The organism is Mycobacterium sp. DL592, assembly GCF_011694515.1.
In the GTDB taxonomy this organism is placed as follows: domain Bacteria; phylum Actinomycetota; class Actinomycetes; order Mycobacteriales; family Mycobacteriaceae; genus Mycobacterium.
On record NZ_CP050192.1, the window covers coordinates 2,095,075 to 2,112,577 of the forward strand.

Sequence of the window (17,503 nt, forward strand, 5' to 3'; positions counted from 1 at the left end):
AGGAGGGCACGAATCCACATGGGCATCGCCACGCGAGTCAACGGTCAGGCGCCACCGGAGGTCGCTCTGGGCGACATCGATCTGGGCACCTTCGAGTTCTGGCAACTCGACGACAGCGTGCGTGACGGCGCGTTCGCGACATTGCGCCGCGAGGCCCCCATCACGTTCTTCCACGAGGTCGAATACGAGGGCGTACCGGCGGGCCCCGGCCATTGGGCGTTGACCAAACTCGACGACGTCTTCTACGCCAGCCGCCACCCGGACATCTTCAGCTCCTACCCCAACATCACCATCGGCGACCAGATACCCGAGGTCGCCGAATACTTCGGGTCGATGATCGCCCTGGACGACCCGCGGCATGCCCGGCTGCGCAATATCGTGCGCAGCGCCTTCACCCCCAAGGTGGTCGCCCGCACCGAGGCCTCGGTGCGCGACCGTGCCCGCAGCCTGGTGGCGTCGATGATCGAGAACCACCCCGACGGCTCCGGCGAACTGGTGGCTGAGCTGTCCGGGCCGCTGCCGCTGCAGGTGATCTGCGACATGATGGGAATCCCGGAGTCCGACCATCAGCAGATCTTCGGTTGGACCAACATCATTCTCGGCTTCGGCGACCCCGACCTGACCACCGATTTCGACGAGTTCATGAAGGTCGCCATCGACATCGGGGCCTATGCCACCGCACTGGCCGACGACCGCCGCAGCAATCCGCGCGAGGACCTGACCACCGCGCTGGTGGCCGCCGAGGTCGACGGGGAGCGGCTGACCTCCGCGGAGATCGCGTCGTTCTTCATCCTGTTGGCGGTCGCCGGCAACGAGACCACCCGCAACGCGATCAGCCACGGTGTGCTGGCGCTTACCCGCTACCCCGATCAGCGCCGGACCTGGTGGGCCGACTTCGAAGCCACCACGCCCAGCGCGGTCGAGGAGATCGTGCGCTGGGCCTCCCCGGTGATCTACATGCGGCGCACCGTGACCCGCGACGTCGAGTTGAGCGGCGTCAAGATGGCCGAGGGCGACAAGGTCACCATGTGGTACGCCTCGGCCAACCGCGACGAGGACAAGTTCGACAACCCCTGGCTCTTCGACGTCACCCGCACCCCGAACCACCATGTCGGATTCGGCGGCGGCGGAGCACATTTCTGTCTGGGCGCCAACCTGGCCCGCCGCGAGATCGCGGTGCTGTTCGAGGAGCTGCACAACAACATCCCCGACATCGAGGTCACCGAGGAACCGGCCATGCTGCTCTCGGCGTTCATCCACGGGATCAAGCGGCTGCCGGTCAGCTGGACGCCACCGCGATGAAACAGCGGCTGCACTGGTTCGCCATGCACGGTGTGGTGCGGGCCGTGGCGGGGCGGTCGGCGCGCCGCGGTGACCCGCAGGCCCGGCTCGTCGCCGACCCCGCGGTCCGCGCCGACCCGGTCCCGTTCTACGAGGAGCTGCGCGCGCTGGGTCCGCTGGTGCGGTCCCGGGTCAGTTATCTGACCGTCGACCATGCGATCGCCAACGAGGTGCTGCGGTCGGACGACTTCCGGGTGATCTCGCTGGGCAGCAATCTGCCTGCGCCCCTGCGCTGGCTGGAACGGCGTACCCGCGACGACCTGTTGCACCCGCTGCGGCCGCCGTCGCTGCTGGCCGTCGAGCCGCCGGCCCACACCCGCTACCGCAAGACGGTGTCCTCGGTGTTCACCAGCCGGGCGGTGGCCGCGTTGCGTGACGGGGTCGAGGACGCCGCAGGGCAGCTGCTCGACGGGCTCGACGGCCTCGGCGTCGTCGACATCGTGGCCCGGTACTGTGCCCAGCTGCCCGTAGCGGTGATCAGCGACATCCTGGGTGTGCCCGAACGTGACCGGCCCCTGATCCTGGAGTTCGGCGAGCTGGCCGCTCCCAGCCTCGACGTGGGCCTGTCGTGGCAGCAGTACCAGCGGGTGCAGCGCGGTATCGCCGGGTTCAACTCGTGGCTGGCCGCTCATCTGCGCACGCTGCGCGACCATCCCGGTGAGGATCTGATGAGCCAGCTCATCCAGGTCGCCGACGACGGCGCCCTGCTCGACGAGACCGAACTTCAGGCCACCGCCGGACTCGTGCTCGCCGCCGGGTTCGAGACCACGGTCAACCTGCTGGGCAACGGAATTCGGCTGTTGCTCAACCACCCTGACCAACTGGCCGTGCTGGCCGCGGATCCCGCACTGTGGCCGAACGCCGTCGAAGAGATCCTGCGGCTGGAGTCACCAGTGCAGCTCTCGGCGCGGGTGGCGCGCCACGACACCGAGGTCGCAGGAACGAGGGTGGGGGCAGGCGAGCTGGTGGTGACCTATCTGGCCGCCGCCAACCGGGACCCCGCGGTGTTCACCGACCCGAACCGATTCGACGTCCGGCGGGAGAACGCGGGAAAGCACCTGGCATTTTCCGGCGGACGCCATTTCTGCCTGGGGGCCGCACTCGCCCGCGCCGAAGGCGAGGTCGGGCTGCGCCGGTTCTTCACGCATTTCCCGGAGGTGCAGCTGGCCGGTCTCGGCACCCGCCGCGACACCCGGGTGCTGCGCGGCTGGGCCGAGCTGCCCGTCAGCCTCGGTACCCCGGAGCTGATCGGCTCGCGCGACTGACGGATTGCCTTGTCAGCGTGGGCTATTCGGTGTCTCGACGCCGTCGGTGACCGCCTGGGGGTCGATCGCGTCGGCGTGTGAGAGGCGTTCATCAAGAGCGTCGCGGCGTGAGGCGACCTCGGTGCGGTGCTTCTCGGCGGTGTCCTGCAGTCGGCGCGCCTCGGCCGCCTTGGCTTCGGCCTCGGCCTGCGCGGCGCGCGCCTTGGCGGCGGTTTCCTCGGCGATCGTCTCACGCCGCTGCACCGTGAGGTGTTCCTCGCGAACCTGCTCGCGGATCTCCTCGGCCTGAGCGTGGCGGCGGGTGGCCTGCTTGTTGCGGGCCAGCCACGCGATGGCGCCGATGAGGACCACCGCAGCGATCACGCCGATGACGATCCAGACGATTGTGTTGGTGGCCATCTTGGGCTCCTTCGTCGCGCGGTGTCGCCGGCGCGGCACCGTCACAGACCGGCGTTCCCGTCGCGGCCATGCGCCAAACCGCTCAGCGCCACGAGCATGCCCGCCGCCGAGCGGTGCCAGGTGAAGTTCTCGGCGCGCCGCCGTGCGCAGGAGCGCCGGTGCGGCTCCGGCCGGTCGATCACGGTGGCCACCGCGCCGGCGATCGCGTGCGGGTCGTTGTCCGCGCTGGCGCCGCTGTCGGTGGACAGGATTTCGGCGAGTGCTGAGGTCCGGGACACCACGGCCGGGGTTCCGCAGGCCAGGGCTTCCAGTGCGGCCAACCCGAAGGTTTCGTGCGGCCCGGGCGCCAGCGCCACGTCGGCCGAGGCCAGCAGGGTCGCCACGGCATTACGGGAGGAAACGTAGCCGGTGAAGTCGACCGGCAGCCCTGCCGCCTGGCGTTGCAGGCGCGCACGCAACGGGCCGTCGCCGACGATCACCAGGCGGGCGTCGACACCCGAATCACGAAGTGCAGCAAGCGCATCGATGCTACGGTCGGTGCGCTTCTCCACCGACAGGCGCCCACAGTGCACCAGCAGCACCTGCTCGGGGGCCGCCCACCTCCGTCGGGTACTGGCACAGAATCGTCGCGGGTGAAAGGTGTCCAGGTCGACGCCGAGGGGCACCGTCATGACGTTGCGCGCCCCGATCCGGTCGAACTCTTCGCGGGCGAAGGCGGTGGTACACAACACCGTGTCGTAGTCGGCGGCGGTTCGGCGGTTGGCGGCGTCGGCGAGTCGGCGGGCCAGCGGTGCGGGCATGATCTGGCTGGTCAGCCGGTCGAGTCGCTCGTGCGAGATCATCACCGTGGTGACACCGTGCCTGCTGCCCCACCGGCCCAGTGATCGCAGCGTGAAACGGTCCGACACCTCGATCGCATCGGGGCCCAGGCGGTCCAGGACGCCGACGACCGGTGCGGGCATGACGGCACGGTAGCCACCGGTGAATGGAATCTGCTTGGCGGGCACTGTGATTCGCACAACGCCCGTCGGCAGTCGCGCTGTGGTCGACTCGGCGCCGGGCACCACGAGGAACACCTCGTGGCCCGCGGCGACGTATTCAGCGCCCAACCGGTCCACCGCGGTGCGCAGGCCTCCCGAGCGCGGGCCGTAGAAGTTGGCGACCTGCGCGACGCGCATCATGGTGTTATCCGATCGCGCGCCGATGTTGAGGTGCCAACCCGGGGGCTGCGTGGCGCTGAACGAGGGGTGAACTCCCTCAGGTCAGGTAACGGCCGAACCAGTCCTGCACCCGCCGCCACGCGTCGGCGGCGGCCGCGGCGTTGTAGCGCTGCCCGGTGTCGTTGAAGAACGCGTGGTCGGCATCGGGTTCGACCACGAGGTCGTGCACCAGGCCGGCCTGCTGCAGGGCCGCTGCGGCGGCGGGCTCCGAGGAGGTCACCCGCTGGTCGAGTGCACCGTAGAAGCCCAGCACCGCCGCATTCTTGGACCCGGCGAAGTCCGGCTTGTCGGGCAGCGGCCCGTAGAACGGCACCGCCGCCGACAGCCTCGGCTCCCCCGCGGCCAGCAGGCGCCACACCAGGCCGCCGCCGAAGCAGAACCCGACAGCGGCCAGCTTCTGGCCGGGCACCCGGCGCTGCAGTTCGTCGAGGCCGGATCTGAGGTCGGCGACGAACCGCTCCGGTGCGATGCTGCCCAGCGCGGCCGTCGCCCCGGCCGGGTCGCTGAATGTCGCGGTGCCGCCCTCCTCGGAGAGCAGATCGATCGCCAGCGCCGAGTAGCCCACGCCCGCCAGCCGGCCGGCCACCGAACCGACCCAGTCGTTGAGTCCCTTGTTCTCGTGGATGACCAGAACGGCACCGCGCGGGGTGGCCGCCGGTGCCCACCGGCCCAGCAGCTGCCCGCGGGGGCCGGCCCAGCGTGCCGCCGTGGTGGGGACGGCGGTGTCCATCCCGGGTGCGGGTGTCGTGGGTGCCGACGCCGACGTCGACGCCGCCGGGGTAGCGGGCCTGGTCTGGCCGCAGGCGGCGATCAACGCGCTGGCTGCGGCGGTGCCCATCCCCAGCAGTGCCAGGCGCCGCACCGCTTCACGACGGCTCAGCAGGCCGTCGACATGGTCGGTGGCGATCTCTTCGGCGATGTAGCGCTGAAACTCGGTCACCTCGCCGAGTATGCGCGCGGTGGGGAAACCTGCGCATGAAGCCTGATCAGGCGCTGTGAACACATCGAAGAAATTGTCTACTAAATCGTTGACACCCGTTCGGCCACACTGTTCTATTGAGCAGTGACCTACGACACGATCATCCGCAACGGCCGGTGGTTCGACGGGACAGGTGCGCCCTCGGCTATCCGCAACATCGGCATCCGGGACGGCCGTGTCGTCGCCGTCACGCCCCACCCACTCGACGAGACCGGCGCCGAGGTCGTCGACGCCACCGGCAAGTGGGTGCTGCCCGGGATGGTCGACATCCATACCCACTACGACGTCGAGGTGCTCGGCGGGCCGGGGTTGACGGAGTCGGTGCGCCACGGCGTCACCACCGTGCTGCTGGGATCGTGCTCGCTGTCGACGCTCTACGTCGACGGCAGCCAAGCCGGTGATCTGTTCGGCAGGGTCGAGGCCATTCCGCGTGAGCATGTCATCCGCGCCGTCGATGGAGCCAAGACGTGGAGCAACGCCGAGCAGTACGTACAGGCGCTCGAGTCGCGCCCACTGGGTCCCAACATCGGCGCGTTCATCGGCCATTCCGACATGCGGACCGCGACCATGGGGCTGGACCGGGCGACCCGAAAAGACCAGCGGCCCAACGCAAGTGAGCAAGCGCAGATGGAGAAGATGCTCGCTGACGCCCTCGACGCGGGTTTCGTCGGGATGTCCTCGATGCAGCTGCTGTTCGACAAGATCGACGGCGAGACCTGTCGCTCACGGACCCTGCCGTCGACCTATGCCAGGCCGCGTGAGCTGCGCCGGCTCAAATCGCTGGTGCGCAAGCGCGGCCGGGTGCTGCAGTCCGGGCCCGACATCCAGAACCCACTGAACCTGGCTTCCCAAGTGGCACAGTCACTTCCGGCGCTACGCAAGAAGCTCAAGACCAGCCTGCTCTCGGCGGCTGACGTCAAGAGCAATCCGCTGGCGATCCTGATGCTGGGCCCGCTGGCCCGCCTGGTGAATGCGTTGGGCGCCGACTTCCGCTGGCAGCACCTGCCGGTGCCGTTCGAGGTCTACGCCGACGGCATCGATCTGGTGGTCTTCGAGGAGTTCGGCTCCGGGGCGGCTGCGCTGCACCTGCGTGACGAGGTCGAGCGCAACGCGCTGCTCGCCGACGAGAACTACCGCCGCCAGTTCCGCAAGGACTACGACAGCAAGTTCGGGGTGCGGGTCTGGCACCGCGACTTCTTCGACGCCCAGATCGTCGCCTGCCCAGACGAATCCGTGGTGGGCAAGTCCTTCGGTCAGGTCGGGGTGGACCGCGGCGGGCTGCACCCGGTCGACGCGTTCCTGGACCTGGTGCTCGAGCACGGCACCAAGCTGCGCTGGCGGACCACGATCTCCAACCATCGGCCCGAGGTGCTCAAGAAGCTGGCGCGCGACCCGGGTGTTCAGATGGGCTTCTCCGACGCCGGCGCACACCTGCGCAACATGGCGTTCTACAACTACGGGCTGCGGCTGCTGCGGCACGTGCGCGACGCCGAACGCACCGGTACCCCGTTCATGAGCCTCGAGCGTGCCGTGCACCGGATGACCGGGGAGCTAGCTGACTGGTATCAGATCGACGCGGGGCATCTGCGTCTCGGCGACCGCGCCGACCTGGTGGTCATCGACCCCGACCACCTGGACAGCCAACTCGACGAGTACGCCGAGGAACCCGTCGAGCAGTACGCCGGCCTGCCCCGAATGGTCAACCGCAACAACGACACCGTGGAACTCGTCCTGATCGGCGGGCGGGCCGTGGTGCGCGACGGCGAACCCACCGAGATCCTCGGCACCGAGCGCACCGGCAGTTTCCTGCGCGTCGGCACGCCCACTCCCGCACCCACCGCAACCACGAATCCGGAGCTCGCACATGCCAACTGAGACCGTGTCCCCCGCCGTCGCCGAAACCGTACTGGGACTGTGGAAAGCGCTGTCGGCCCGCGACTGGGAAGCGGTCAAGAGCTTCGTGTCCGAGGACTGCATCTACGTCGACATGCCGGTCGGCGCGGCCGCCGCGGCGCGTGGCCCGGAGGACATCGTCAAGCGCCTCAAGGTCGGCCTGGAGTCGTTGGCCGGCTACGAAAATCACGACGGAGTACTGGTGAGCAACGGCGAGGACGCCATGTATGAGCATTCCGAGACGTGGACATTCGCCACCGGCGAGCAGGGTATGCTGCGCTTCGTCACCGTCCACAAGGTGGTCGACGGCAAGATCACCCTGTGGAAGGACTACTGGGACATGAACGGGCTGACGAGCTTCGCGCCGCCGACGTGGCTGGAGGACTTCGCGACCGCCGACATGTCGTGGATCTTCGACGCGACGGGTCTGGTCTGACGCGTCGCCCCGGAGCTCAGTGTGCGGGCGCCGTCAGGTCGTAGAGCGTGACGCCGTCCACCGTCGTCGCGGTGTAGTGCTGCTTGACCCAGTCGAGGATCTTGTCGGACTCCGACTTCGATGCGGACTCCTGGGCCATCGGCTGCATACCCGGGCGTGAGGAGTCGTAGTAGTAGTGGACCTGCCCATCGCGGACGTAGCCCTGAAACTGCTCCAGGGTCGGCGCAGGGTCGCCGCCACCGAAACCACCGATCGGCATCACCGGATGGCCGGTCTCGAGTTGGTAATCGGAGGCGCCCAGAGATCCGCTGGTCGCCGCCACCCACGTGTAGTCGTCGGCATTGGTGGCCAACAGCGCCACAACTTTCTTGGACACGGTGCCGCCGCCGGGACCCCACTGGTCGTGACCTGAGGCGTCGCCGGGCGCTCCCGGCCCCCCGGCACCGGCCGGCGGCATGCCGGGCATGTCACCGGTCTTGGACTGGGGTCCTGCGGTGATGACGGGGCCGCTGTGGGCGGTGCCCACGGTCTGGATGCAATACGCCACCGGACCCGCCATGGCCGCAACCACAGCCAGGGTCGCCGCCCACACCCTCAGATCGCGGGCGGCCAGGGTCAGGCCCGGCCGGATCAACGAGCCCAGGAAGCCGGCCACCGCCAGCACCGCGGCGACCACAACGACCCATCGCAACCACGGCAGGAAATCGGGTGTTCTGCCAAGCAATACCCACGCCCCAACTGCAGTCAGCGCGACAGTCAATGCCAATACCACAGTTGCCCAACGCTTCTCACGGTTCTGCCACACGTGCGTCGCCCCGGCACCCACCGATGCGGCCACCGCGGGTGCAAGGGCCACGGTGTAGTAGTCGTGGAAGATTCCGGACATGTAGCTGAACGTCACGGCGGTGACGACCAGCCACCCGCCCCAGGCGAGATAGAAGGCTCGCTTCGGATCCGTTCTGCGTCGGCGTCCGCAGAGGACGAGGCCCGCGACGAGAAGCACCAACGCGGCGGGCAGTAGCCAGGAGATCTGGGTGCCCGATTGCGTGGTGAACAATCGGGTGATGCCTGCCTGCCCGAACATCGGGCCACCCGGGCCGCCGTGCTCCATCCCCATGCCCTGGGGCATCCCACCGCCACCACCGGCGCTGCCGCCGAGGATTCGGCCGAGACCGTTGTAGCCCAACGTGAGTTGCAGGAAGCTGTTGTTCGAGGATCCGCCGATGTACGGCCGATCAGACTTCGGCCAGAATTCGACCAACGCGACCCACCAACCGGCGGCCACAATCGCCGCCGCGAGTCCGGCGAGTAGTTGCAGGAGTCGGGTCCGCAAACGGGGCGGACCGGCGACGAGGTACGCGATCGCCAACCCGGGCATCACGAGCGCGACCTGCAGCTGCTTGGTCAGGAACCCGAAGCCGATCAGCGCGCCGCACAACACGATCCATCGTGTGCGGCCGCTGTCGACGCCGCGTAGCAGCGCCCACAATGCCGCGACCATCAGGAACACCAACAGCGCGTCGGGGTTGTCGTAGCGGAACATCAACGCGGCCACCGGGGTCAACGCCAGCAATGCACCGGAGATCAGGCCTGCCCCGGGGCCGAAAGCTCTTCGCACCGTGACATATACGAGTGCCACGGAGGCCACGCCCAGCAGCACCTGCGGAATCTGGAGGGCCCAGGAGTTCATTCCGAACAGGCGGGTGCTGATCTCCATCACCCACAGCGACGCCGGCGGCTTGTCCACCGTGATGGAGTTACCCGCATCCGACGAGCCGAAGAGGAACGCCTTCCAACTCTGGGTGCCCGCCTGCACAGCGGCCGCGTAGAAGGAGTTACCCCACCCATTGCGACTGAGCCCGATGGTCCAGCAGATCGCAGTGGCAACCAGCAGCGCGATGAGGCTCCGACGGGCCCATGGCGGGTCCGGTGCGATAGCGGGTGCTGCAGTGTCGTGGGCGCATTCGGTCGCATCTGCTGCGGCGGTCATGGTCATCTCTCGGGTATAGGTGAATATGGGGCTGGAGTCAGCGGCTCGGGTGAAAGACCCACGAGCGCAGCAGGATGAAGCGCAGCACGGTGGCGACCAGGTTGGCAGTGACCAGCACACCCAACTCGAGCCAGTGCGGGGTGGGGTGCACGAGCCCGTGGACACTGGCCAGCGATCCGCTGGTGATGAGCAAGGCCATGCCGAAGACCAGCAGGCCCTCGCCGTGATGGCGGGCGCGGCCCTGCTGTCCGCGGATGCCGAAGGTGAACCGCCGGTTCGCGGCGGTATTGCCGATCGCTGTGATCAGCAGCGCCCCGAAGTTGGCGATCTGCGAACCCACCATGAGGTGCAGCCAGCTGAAGATGGCCAGATAGGCCAGGGTGCTGACGACGCCGATCGCGCCGAAGATCGCCAGCTGGTGCACCGGCCCCCGCGGCGCGGTGAGCGGCTTTCGGGCGGCACGAAAGTCCGCGGCCACCTGCTCGACCGGGATGCGGCCCAGCGCGAATCCCTTCCGCATCCGGGCAATCCCCTTGAGATCGGCGGTCGCAGTCGCGACGATGTCGACCCGGCTGTCGGGGTCGTCGACCCAGTCGACAGGCACCTCATGGATACGCAGCCCGGCTCGCTCGGCCAGCACCAGCAATTCGGTGTCGAAGAACCACCCCGTATCGGCGACCAGGGGCAGCAGCCGCCGCGCCACGTCGGCTCGGATCGCCTTGAAGCCGCACTGGGCATCAGAGAACTTCGCGGCCATGGTCGTCTTGAGGATCATGTTGTAGCAGCGCGAGATCACCTCGCGTTTCGGTCCCCGCACGACCCGCGAGCTCCGCGCCAGCCGCGTTCCGATCGCGAGATCGGAATGACCGGAGATCAACGGCGCCACCAGCGGAGCCAGTGCAGCCAGGTCGGTGGACAGATCGACATCCATGTAGGCAAGCACCGGAGCGTCCGAGTTCGACCACACCGCGTTCAGCGCACGGCCACGGCCCTTCTGCTCGAGCCGGACCACCCGGACACCGTCGAGTTCCTCGGCGAGCTCAGCGGCGATACGGGGCGTGGCGTCGGTGCTGGCGTTGTCGGCGATCGTGATGCGCACCTGGTACGGCAGTGTGTGGGCGAGGTATCGGTGAAGTCGATGTACCGAGTCGGACAGGGCCGCCTGTTCGTTGTAGACGGGCACGACGATATCCAGAACGGGTACACCACGGCGGGCAGCATCAGCCAGCACGCCAGACCGCGAAGGGGCGGGCAGGCTGGATTCGAAGGCCGTGGAATCAGGGGCATCGTGATCATGAGGACGATCGTGGGCCCCGGGTGTGAGAAGCGTTTGGGACCTGGGTGTGCGCAAGCTATGTGATGGACGACTACTCGAAGCCAGGTGAATGGCCGCCCGGTCGCGCGCAAACTGAACCCGACGGCACCACCCCGGCGTTACCCCTCGACTGGCCGGAACGTTCCATCGTCGAAGGGGCAGGCATGCGCACGATCATGGTCGCGGCGGCGGTCACCGGATTGCTCATGACGCCCCTGCCGCTGGCCGGGCCGGCGTCGGCCGCCTGCGATTCGGCGGGCTGCCTGCCCAACGTGGCGCGCAACGTGATCGCAGGCGCCCCGTGCACACCCAGCATCAACTTCGTGTTCGGGCTGGACTCCGCGAGCAACACCCTGATCTGCTCAACCGCAGGCAGGTGGGTGCCCACCGGGGCGCTGCAAGGCGAGGCTGCTCCGGCGCTTCGTTGTTCGATACCCGGCGCCACCGCGCAGACCCGCCTCAGCGGTAACACCCTGCAGGTCCAGGTCCCCGGCATCCCGCTGCAATGCGTCGGCCCACCCGGGGCGTCGAAGTGGGTGCACTTCGACGTGCCCGCTTGGTAGCCGATCAGCCGTCCAGGGCGTAGAGGCGCCGCGCGTTCTCGCGCCCGATCAGGGCCGCCACCCGCATCGCGTCGGCCAGGCTCCACTCGTCGCGGTCCACGAATTCACCCAGTACGGCGCCGATTGCATTGCGCCACAACCGGGCTCCCAGGTAGTGCAGTTCGGCGGGTCCGAAGGCATCCGAGGAGTACAGGATCTTGCGGAACGGGGCGAGCTCGAGGGTCCGCGCCAGGAAGGCCTGGGCGCGGGCGCCGAGATGGTTGATGCTCAACCCGGTGTCGAGGTAAACGTTGTTGAACGCCTGCGTGAGGTAGCCAGCCTCACGTTCGTAGGGATAGCAGTGCAGCAGCACCACCGGGGTGTCGCCGCAGGTGCGCAGGAAGTCCAGCAGCAGCATCGGATTGGTGCGGTGCAGGTCGCAGTCCCGGTCGCCGAGGCCGACGTGTAACTGCAGCGGCTTGCCCAGCCGCAGCGCCTCGTGCAACCCGAACCGCAGCAGCACCCGGTCTGTCAGCCGCCGGCCGCCTTCGTCGCGCCAGCGCGCTGCCGCCTCGGCCACGGCGGCCGGGGCCGGACGGGATAGGTCGCCGCCGAAGCCGCCGCGGTAGGCCAGGATCGACTTCGTCGCCGCCGCCGAGCCGCCCCGCTCGTGCAGGATCCGGCGGAATTCCCCGGCATACTCCCCCGGTGCGGCCGCGGCCTGCTCGGCCACCTGCTCGATGCGCACGATCTCGCCGACCCAGCCGCCGGAGCAATCGGAGATCTCGGCCAGATCGGCCACCCCCGGCAGCCCGGTGTCCACCAGCCAGTCGCTGACTCCCGCGGCCGGCAGGAACAGCCGCGCCAGTTCGGACTCCCCGTACTGCGATCGGCGGTGCCAATACTCTTGTGGCTCAGCATGCTTGGCGATCCCGAGCAGCGGTGCGCAGTGTGCCCGCACCGCCATCCCGAGCTGGGTGTCGAAGCCGCTGTCGAAGTCGGCCAGCGGTTCGGTGTTGGCCTCGTTGAGCCCGTTCTCGAACCGGCGCCGGTCGCCGTCGGCCAGCCAGTAGCCGTGGACGTGGTTGTCGACCAGATGCAGACCGGAGATGTGCTCAGCGAGTGCGGAGTTCACAGGCACTCACAGGCTCCAGGCCATCCGGAACTTGTCGGTGCGCGCCTCGGCGTCGAGATGCGAGTAGGTCTCGAGCTCGTAGCGACGCACCGCGACGAGCGCATTGACCGCGGGGTCACCGAGAATGCCGCGCAGCCGCGCCGAACCGTCCAGCGCCGCGATCTGGGTGCCCTGGTCGGCCGAGAGCGCGACGACACCGGCAGCGTTGCGCTGCGCGTCGGACAGCGTCGCCGGGTCGACCGTGATCTCCGGTAGCAGACTGGCATTGCGCTCGATGCCGTCGAGGGCAAGCCCGAGGATGGCCGCCGTGGCGAAATACGGGTTGGCCGACGGGTCGACGACCTTGACCTCTACGTTGGCGCCGTAGGGATTCGCGGGGCCACCCTGCACGAAGCGCACCGCCGCCTCGCGGTTCTCGGTACCCCAGCACGTGTAGGCGCCTGCCCAGTTGCCGGGTTGCATGCGCAGCCCCGACACGATCGATCCGCAGAAGATGAGCAGCGCCTCGGGCAGGCCGGCGACGACACCGCCGATCGCGGCCTGGCCCTCCTCGGTGAGGCCGTGCGGGCCCGGACCGCCGGAGAACACCGGGGTGTCTCCCCGCAGAAGCGAAAAGTGCTGGTGTGCACCGGAACCAACGCTCCCGGCGAAGGGCACCGGCGAGAGGCTGACCCGCATCCCGTAGTTGCGGGCCACCCGGCTGATGATGATCCTGGCCAGGATCAACTGGTCGGCGGCGGCCACCGGCGAGCGCGGCGTCAGCGAGATCTCGAACTGGTTGAGGCCGTACTCCGGATGGAATTGTTCGATCCCGACCCCGGCCGCGGTGGCGGCCGCCGTCACGTCCCGCACGAATCCTTCGTGTTCGAGCACGCCGGCCAGCCCGTACTGGGCCCACAGGTTGCCCGGCAACCGGTTGCCGTCCGGATCGACGAGCAGGAACTCGATCTCGTGGCCGACCAATGCGCTCAGCCCGACACCGGCAAGCCGAGACTCGATGCGCGCCAGCGTTCCCCGCGCACACGCCGCGATGGGCTGGCCGTCCTGGTCATAGAACGCCCCTGGCGCCCAGGCGAGTCCGTCACCGAGAACCCGCAGCCCGTCGAGGTCGATACGCACCCGTTCGTCGCCGACGACGCTGATGCCCTCAGAGAATGCGATGCCTGCCCGGTCGATCGCGAACCCGTGCCAGACCGGGCTAGCACCCAGACCCGGGTCGGCGAACGCGGCGGTGCGCCGGATCGACACGGTCTTGGCGTGGGTCAGCCCGGCGGGGTTGACGACGGTCCCGATGACGGTGTCGACGCCGTCAGCCTCGAGCTGGGCGATCCCCGTGCCGGCGAGCGGTGTGGTCATGGCAGTTATTCTGCCGACCGCCCGGCCGGTGTGCGCAGATTCGGTGCGGTCAGGCGCGGCTGGGCAGCGTGATCATGCAGGACTGGCCGATGTCGAGGGTGCTCAGCATCCGGCCCATGCCGATCCACATGGCGCACGAGATGGTCAGGTCGGTCAGCAGCTCGTCGGAGAAGTGCTCGTGGGCACGCTCCCAGAAATCTTCGTCGTCGCGCAGTTTGGCGTGCTCGGTGCCGAATCGGTGTGCGAACTCGGCGGCGATGCGCTCCTGCTCGCTGTAGCCGGGCCAGGTCCGCCACTGCGCGGCGTGCTCGTAGAGGTCCTCGTCAACCCCGGCCGCCGGACCGTCGGCGTCGCGGGTGTTCTGACACAACACGCACTCGTTGTCGACGGCGATCACGGCACGGGCGACTTCCCGAACCCGCAACGGCAGCCGGTTCTTGTCGCTGTACACGGCACTGCTGAAGGCCGCCATGGCGGCGCCCAGCTGCGGAGATTTGACGGCCCAGCCGGACACGTCGTCGTCGGCGAAGTTCCCGATTCGGCTCATGGCGCGATGGTACGCCGCGGCTGGCAAAATGAGAACACGTTCTAGTTAGGTGTCGCGGCCGCCGGTGCGTGCATCTCGTCGCGGTCCCACTCCCGCTGGACCAGCATCCGCTGGGCGATCCGCTCCAGTGCCGCCTCGACCTGGATGCGGTCCGGCCTGCCCTCGAAGTTGGTCGACTTGGCAAGCCGGTGAACGATTTTGCGCACCAGCGCGGCTGAGACCGCGTCGACCTCACGGGCGCCGGCCTGGGTCAGCCACAGCTCGTCGCCGGTCTGCAGTGCGTAGCCGCGCTCGACCAGGCGGGTGAAGGTCGGCTCGAGCACCTCACACGGGACCCGCAGGCGTTCGCCGATATTGGTCAGCCGGGCCGAGCCGAAAACCTGTTTGTTGCGGTAGATCTGCAGCAGCGCCCACAGCGCGGCCACGTCGAGGTCACAACCGGGCCGCTGGGCCAGCGACCGCAGCCGCAGATCCGGTGAGTCGCGCATCATCCTGCCGACGGCGACTTCAAGGATCTCCTCGGGCGTCTCGGTCGACGGCATGCCGAAGCCCTCGCCGAGATCGAGGGCCAGCACGTCCTCCATCTCGCGCAGCGGCACCTCCTTGAGGAACAGCGCCAGTACGAAGCCCACTGCGGCCACCGGGGCCGCACAGAGGAAGACCTTGCCGAGTGAGTCGGCGTAGGCCTCGACGATGGGGGCGGCCATCTGCGCCGGCAGCCGGTGCAGCGCCTGCGGTGACTGCGCCGCTTCGGGCGGGGCGCCGCTGAGCAGCAGTGCCGGCCCGATCCGGTCCTGCAGGAAGTTGGTGAACAGCGAGCCGAAGATCGCCGCACCGAACGAGCTGCCGATGGTGCGGAAGAACGTCACCCCCGAGGTCGCCACCCCGAGATCGGTGAAGTTGACGGTGTTCTGCACGGTCAGCACCAGCACCTGCATACACAACCCGATGCCGGTGCCCAGGATGAACAGGTACAGCGACTGCTGCCAGATCGGGGTGGCCGCGGTCATCTGGGACAGCAACACGAACGCGACGGCCATGGTGGCGGTGCCCACGACCGGGAAGATCTTGTAGCGGCCGGTGCGTCCCACCAGCACGCCGCTGCCCATCGAGGTGATGAGCAGGCCGACCACCATCGGCAGCGTGCGCAGCCCGGAGGTGGTCGCCGAGACTCCGTCGACGAACTGCATGAAGGTCGGCAGGAATGTCAGTGCGCCCAGCATGGCGAAACCCACGACGAAGCTCAGCCCGCAACACACCGTGAACACCGGGCTGGCGAACAGCCGGATCGGCAGGACGGGTTCGCGGGCGCGCAGCTCGACCCAGACGAAGACCGCCAGCGCCAGCACCGAGGCGGCGAACAGGCCGATGATCGTCGGCGAACCCCACGGATAGGTGCTGCCGCCCCAGCTGGTCGCCAGGGTCAGGCCCGAGGCGCCGAGACCCACGAGAACGATTCCGGCGTAGTCGATCACTGGTTTGCCGCTGCTGCGGGCCAGCCGTGGGATGGCCGCGGCGGCCACGATGAACACGACCACCGAGACCGGGACGTTGATCCAGAACGCCCACCGCCAGGACAGGTGGTCGGTGAAGAACCCGCCGAGCAGTGGGCCGATCACCGTGGTGACACCGAACACGGCCCCGAGTGCGCCCTGGTAGCGGCCGCGTTCCCGCAGCGGGATGACCTCGCCGATGACGGCCATCGCGGTCACCATGACCGCGCCGCCGCCAATGCCCTGCAGAGCCCGCGAGGCCACCAACATCGACATCGACGTCGACAGACCGCACAACACCGAGCCGGCGAAGAAGAACACGGTCGCGGTCTGGAAGACCGCCTTGCGCCCGAAGAGGTCACCGAGCTTGCCGATGACGGCGGTGGTGATCGTCGAGGCCAGCAGGTAGCTGGTCACCACCCAGGACTGGTGTCCGGCTCCGCCGAGGTCGGCCACCACGGTGGGCAGCGCGGTCGCCACGATCGTCTGGTCGAGTGCGGCCAGCAGCATGCCCAGCAGGATCGCAACGAAGATGAGGTTGCGCCGCTGCGGGCTGATCCCCGCGCTACTTGATTCCGGTTCGGCGGTCGTCGCCGCGGCCGTCGTGGTCATGGGTCCCTTTCGTCGCCGACCGACGCGAAGTATTCCCCTCGGCTTGCGGACTCATACCGTGATTCGGCGCGGCGGAGGGCCCCGATGTGACGGTCAGCTCGGCGGGCGTGACACACACTGCGCGGAGTAGAGCTCCACGCCGAGCTTGTCCATCAGTTCCAGCTGCGTCTCGAGGTAGTCGATGTGGTGTTCCTCGTCAGCCACGATGCCTTCGAACAGGACGGCAGTGGTGGAGTCCTGCTTCTCGCGGCACAGGATGATCGCGGGCTTGAGCCGGGCGACGACTTCGTACTCGATGGCCAGGTCGCTCTCGAACTGTTCGCGCAGCGTCTGCCCGACGCGCAGCGAGCCGAGGCGCTGATAGTTCGGCAGCCCGTCGAGCAGCAGGATGCGGTCGGTGATGGCCTCGGCGTGGCGCATCTCGTCGAACGACTCTTCGCGGGTGTGCTTGGCCAGTTCGGTGAAGCCCCAGTTGTCCTGCATCTTGGAGTGCAGGAAGTACTGGTTGATAGCGGTCAGCTCGCTGGTGAGCTGCTCGTTGAGCAGTCGCAGTACGTCGGGGTCACCCTGCATGGCATGTCTCCTGGGCTGGTTCTGAGCGTCTTTTTCGCCGGGCTGGCTGTGCCATTTCAATCTAGTGCAGCCGCCTTCGCGGCCGCTGCGTTTGGAACCGGAGTGTTGTAGGCCTACCTAACCTAGGTAAGGCTGAGCTAACATAGCGGCGTGCGACCCACATCGACACGAGGAGGCGGGCGCTGATGTACGTCTGCCTGTGCACGGGTGCGACCAGTCAGGCCGTCAACGACGCGGTCGCCGCCGGAGCCTGCACCACCAAACAGGTTGCCGCCGCGTGCGGTGCCGGGCGCGACTGCGGGCGCTGCCGGAAGTCCGTGCAGGCGATCATTGCCGCCCACCGGGACCGGGCCGAGGTCTCCGAGTGTGGTTCGTGTGCGGCACTGGTGGGTGCCGGCCGGCGCTGA

At 68.4% G+C, this 17,503-nt stretch carries 16 protein-coding genes; 6 read left to right on the plus strand and 10 right to left on the minus strand.

The features are described from left to right. The first annotated feature begins 18 nt into the window (after positions 1–18). Positions 19–1,302: a cytochrome P450 gene (locus HBE64_RS10195; protein WP_167101141.1), complete on the plus strand. Its 1,284-nt coding sequence runs from the start codon at positions 19–21 to the stop codon at positions 1,300–1,302. Further along, the gene (locus tag HBE64_RS10200) at positions 1,299–2,606 is read left to right on the plus strand and encodes a cytochrome P450 (RefSeq protein WP_167101143.1); all 1,308 of its coding nucleotides are present in this window, start codon (positions 1,299–1,301) and stop codon (positions 2,604–2,606) included. Before HBE64_RS10195 ends, HBE64_RS10200 begins: the two co-directional genes overlap by 4 nt. A gap of 12 nt (positions 2,607–2,618) precedes the next feature. On the opposite strand, the gene HBE64_RS10205 is transcribed toward HBE64_RS10200, so the two are convergent. The 3 genes from HBE64_RS10205 to HBE64_RS10215 all read right to left on the minus strand — a co-directional run bounded on the left by HBE64_RS10205 (position 2,619) and on the right by HBE64_RS10215 (position 5,165). Further along, complete coding sequence (locus HBE64_RS10205) at positions 2,619–3,005, minus strand: hypothetical protein (protein ID WP_167101145.1); 387 nt, start codon at positions 3,003–3,005, stop codon at positions 2,619–2,621. Between the two features lie 41 nt (positions 3,006–3,046). Beyond that, positions 3,047–4,183, minus strand: a complete 1,137-nt coding sequence (locus HBE64_RS10210; RefSeq protein ID WP_167109031.1) for a glycosyltransferase — start codon at positions 4,181–4,183, stop codon at positions 3,047–3,049. 79 nt (positions 4,184–4,262) lie between these two features. After that, complete coding sequence (locus HBE64_RS10215; protein WP_167101147.1) at positions 4,263–5,165, minus strand: dienelactone hydrolase family protein; 903 nt, start codon at positions 5,163–5,165, stop codon at positions 4,263–4,265. A 123-nt stretch (positions 5,166–5,288) separates the two neighbouring features. Between HBE64_RS10215 and HBE64_RS10220 the strand changes: the two genes are divergently transcribed. Continuing rightward, the gene (locus HBE64_RS10220) at positions 5,289–7,079 is read left to right on the plus strand and encodes an amidohydrolase family protein (RefSeq protein ID WP_167101150.1); all 1,791 of its coding nucleotides are present in this window, start codon (positions 5,289–5,291) and stop codon (positions 7,077–7,079) included. Beyond that, entirely contained in the window at positions 7,069–7,533 is a 465-nt protein-coding gene (locus tag HBE64_RS10225; RefSeq protein WP_167101153.1) for a nuclear transport factor 2 family protein, read from the plus strand. Before HBE64_RS10220 ends, HBE64_RS10225 begins: the two co-directional genes overlap by 11 nt. Before the next feature lie 16 nt (positions 7,534–7,549). On the opposite strand, the gene HBE64_RS10230 is transcribed toward HBE64_RS10225, so the two are convergent. Together HBE64_RS10230 and HBE64_RS10235 are read right to left on the minus strand one after the other, a co-directional pair. Then, complete coding sequence (locus tag HBE64_RS10230; protein ID WP_167101156.1) at positions 7,550–9,529, minus strand: glycosyltransferase family 39 protein; 1,980 nt, start codon at positions 9,527–9,529, stop codon at positions 7,550–7,552. Positions 9,530–9,560: 31 nt separating this feature from the next. Beyond that, positions 9,561–10,778, minus strand: coding sequence for a bifunctional glycosyltransferase family 2/GtrA family protein (locus HBE64_RS10235; RefSeq protein WP_167109033.1), 1,218 nt, complete (start codon positions 10,776–10,778; stop codon positions 9,561–9,563). A gap of 104 nt (positions 10,779–10,882) precedes the next feature. Here HBE64_RS10235 and HBE64_RS10240 point away from each other — a divergent pair, with 104 nt between their 5' ends. After that, positions 10,883–11,401 carry a hypothetical protein gene (locus tag HBE64_RS10240; RefSeq protein WP_243841571.1) on the plus strand — a complete coding sequence of 173 codons (519 nt, stop codon included), beginning with the start codon at positions 10,883–10,885 and terminating at the stop codon, positions 11,399–11,401. A gap of 4 nt (positions 11,402–11,405) precedes the next feature. Here HBE64_RS10240 and HBE64_RS10245 read toward each other — a convergent pair whose 3' ends face one another. The 5 genes from HBE64_RS10245 to bfr form a co-directional block, all read right to left on the minus strand. Then, the gene (locus HBE64_RS10245) at positions 11,406–12,515 is read right to left on the minus strand and encodes an amidohydrolase family protein (protein WP_167101162.1); all 1,110 of its coding nucleotides are present in this window, start codon (positions 12,513–12,515) and stop codon (positions 11,406–11,408) included. Between the two features lie 6 nt (positions 12,516–12,521). Further along, entirely contained in the window at positions 12,522–13,871 is a 1,350-nt protein-coding gene (locus tag HBE64_RS10250) for a glutamine synthetase family protein (RefSeq protein ID WP_167101165.1), read from the minus strand. Between the two features lie 49 nt (positions 13,872–13,920). Beyond that, entirely contained in the window at positions 13,921–14,418 is a 498-nt protein-coding gene (locus HBE64_RS10255; protein WP_167101168.1) for a carboxymuconolactone decarboxylase family protein, read from the minus strand. A gap of 41 nt (positions 14,419–14,459) precedes the next feature. Further along, positions 14,460–16,523 carry an MDR family MFS transporter gene (locus HBE64_RS10260; protein ID WP_167101171.1) on the minus strand — a complete coding sequence of 688 codons (2,064 nt, stop codon included), beginning with the start codon at positions 16,521–16,523 and terminating at the stop codon, positions 14,460–14,462. Positions 16,524–16,616: 93 nt separating this feature from the next. Next, entirely contained in the window at positions 16,617–17,096 is a 480-nt protein-coding gene (gene bfr, locus HBE64_RS10265; protein WP_167101174.1) for a bacterioferritin, read from the minus strand. Positions 17,097–17,281: 185 nt separating this feature from the next. On the opposite strand from bfr, the gene HBE64_RS10270 reads away from it, so the two are divergent. Then, positions 17,282–17,503: a bacterioferritin-associated ferredoxin gene (locus tag HBE64_RS10270; protein ID WP_167101177.1), complete on the plus strand. Its 222-nt coding sequence runs from the start codon at positions 17,282–17,284 to the stop codon at positions 17,501–17,503.

Coding starts and splice junctions, on each gene's coding strand:
- HBE64_RS10205 (WP_167101145.1), bottom strand. CDS start 3,005: ATGGCCACCAACACAATCGTCTGGATCGTCATCGGCGTGATCGCTGCG.
- HBE64_RS10200 (WP_167101143.1), top strand. CDS start 1,299: ATGAAACAGCGGCTGCACTGGTTCGCCATGCACGGTGTGGTGCGGGCC.
- HBE64_RS10195 (WP_167101141.1), top strand. CDS start 19: ATGGGCATCGCCACGCGAGTCAACGGTCAGGCGCCACCGGAGGTCGCT.
- HBE64_RS10250 (WP_167101165.1), bottom strand. CDS start 13,871: ATGACCACACCGCTCGCCGGCACGGGGATCGCCCAGCTCGAGGCTGAC.
- HBE64_RS10230 (WP_167101156.1), bottom strand. CDS start 9,529: ATGACCATGACCGCCGCAGCAGATGCGACCGAATGCGCCCACGACACT.
- HBE64_RS10210 (WP_167109031.1), bottom strand. CDS start 4,183: ATGCGCGTCGCGCAGGTCGCCAACTTCTACGGCCCGCGCTCGGGAGGC.
- HBE64_RS10260 (WP_167101171.1), bottom strand. CDS start 16,523: ATGACCACGACGGCCGCGGCGACGACCGCCGAACCGGAATCAAGTAGC.
- bfr (WP_167101174.1), bottom strand. CDS start 17,096: ATGCAGGGTGACCCCGACGTACTGCGACTGCTCAACGAGCAGCTCACC.
- HBE64_RS10240 (WP_243841571.1), top strand. CDS start 10,883: ATGGACGACTACTCGAAGCCAGGTGAATGGCCGCCCGGTCGCGCGCAA.
- HBE64_RS10255 (WP_167101168.1), bottom strand. CDS start 14,418: ATGAGCCGAATCGGGAACTTCGCCGACGACGACGTGTCCGGCTGGGCC.
- HBE64_RS10225 (WP_167101153.1), top strand. CDS start 7,069: ATGCCAACTGAGACCGTGTCCCCCGCCGTCGCCGAAACCGTACTGGGA.
- HBE64_RS10270 (WP_167101177.1), top strand. CDS start 17,282: ATGTACGTCTGCCTGTGCACGGGTGCGACCAGTCAGGCCGTCAACGAC.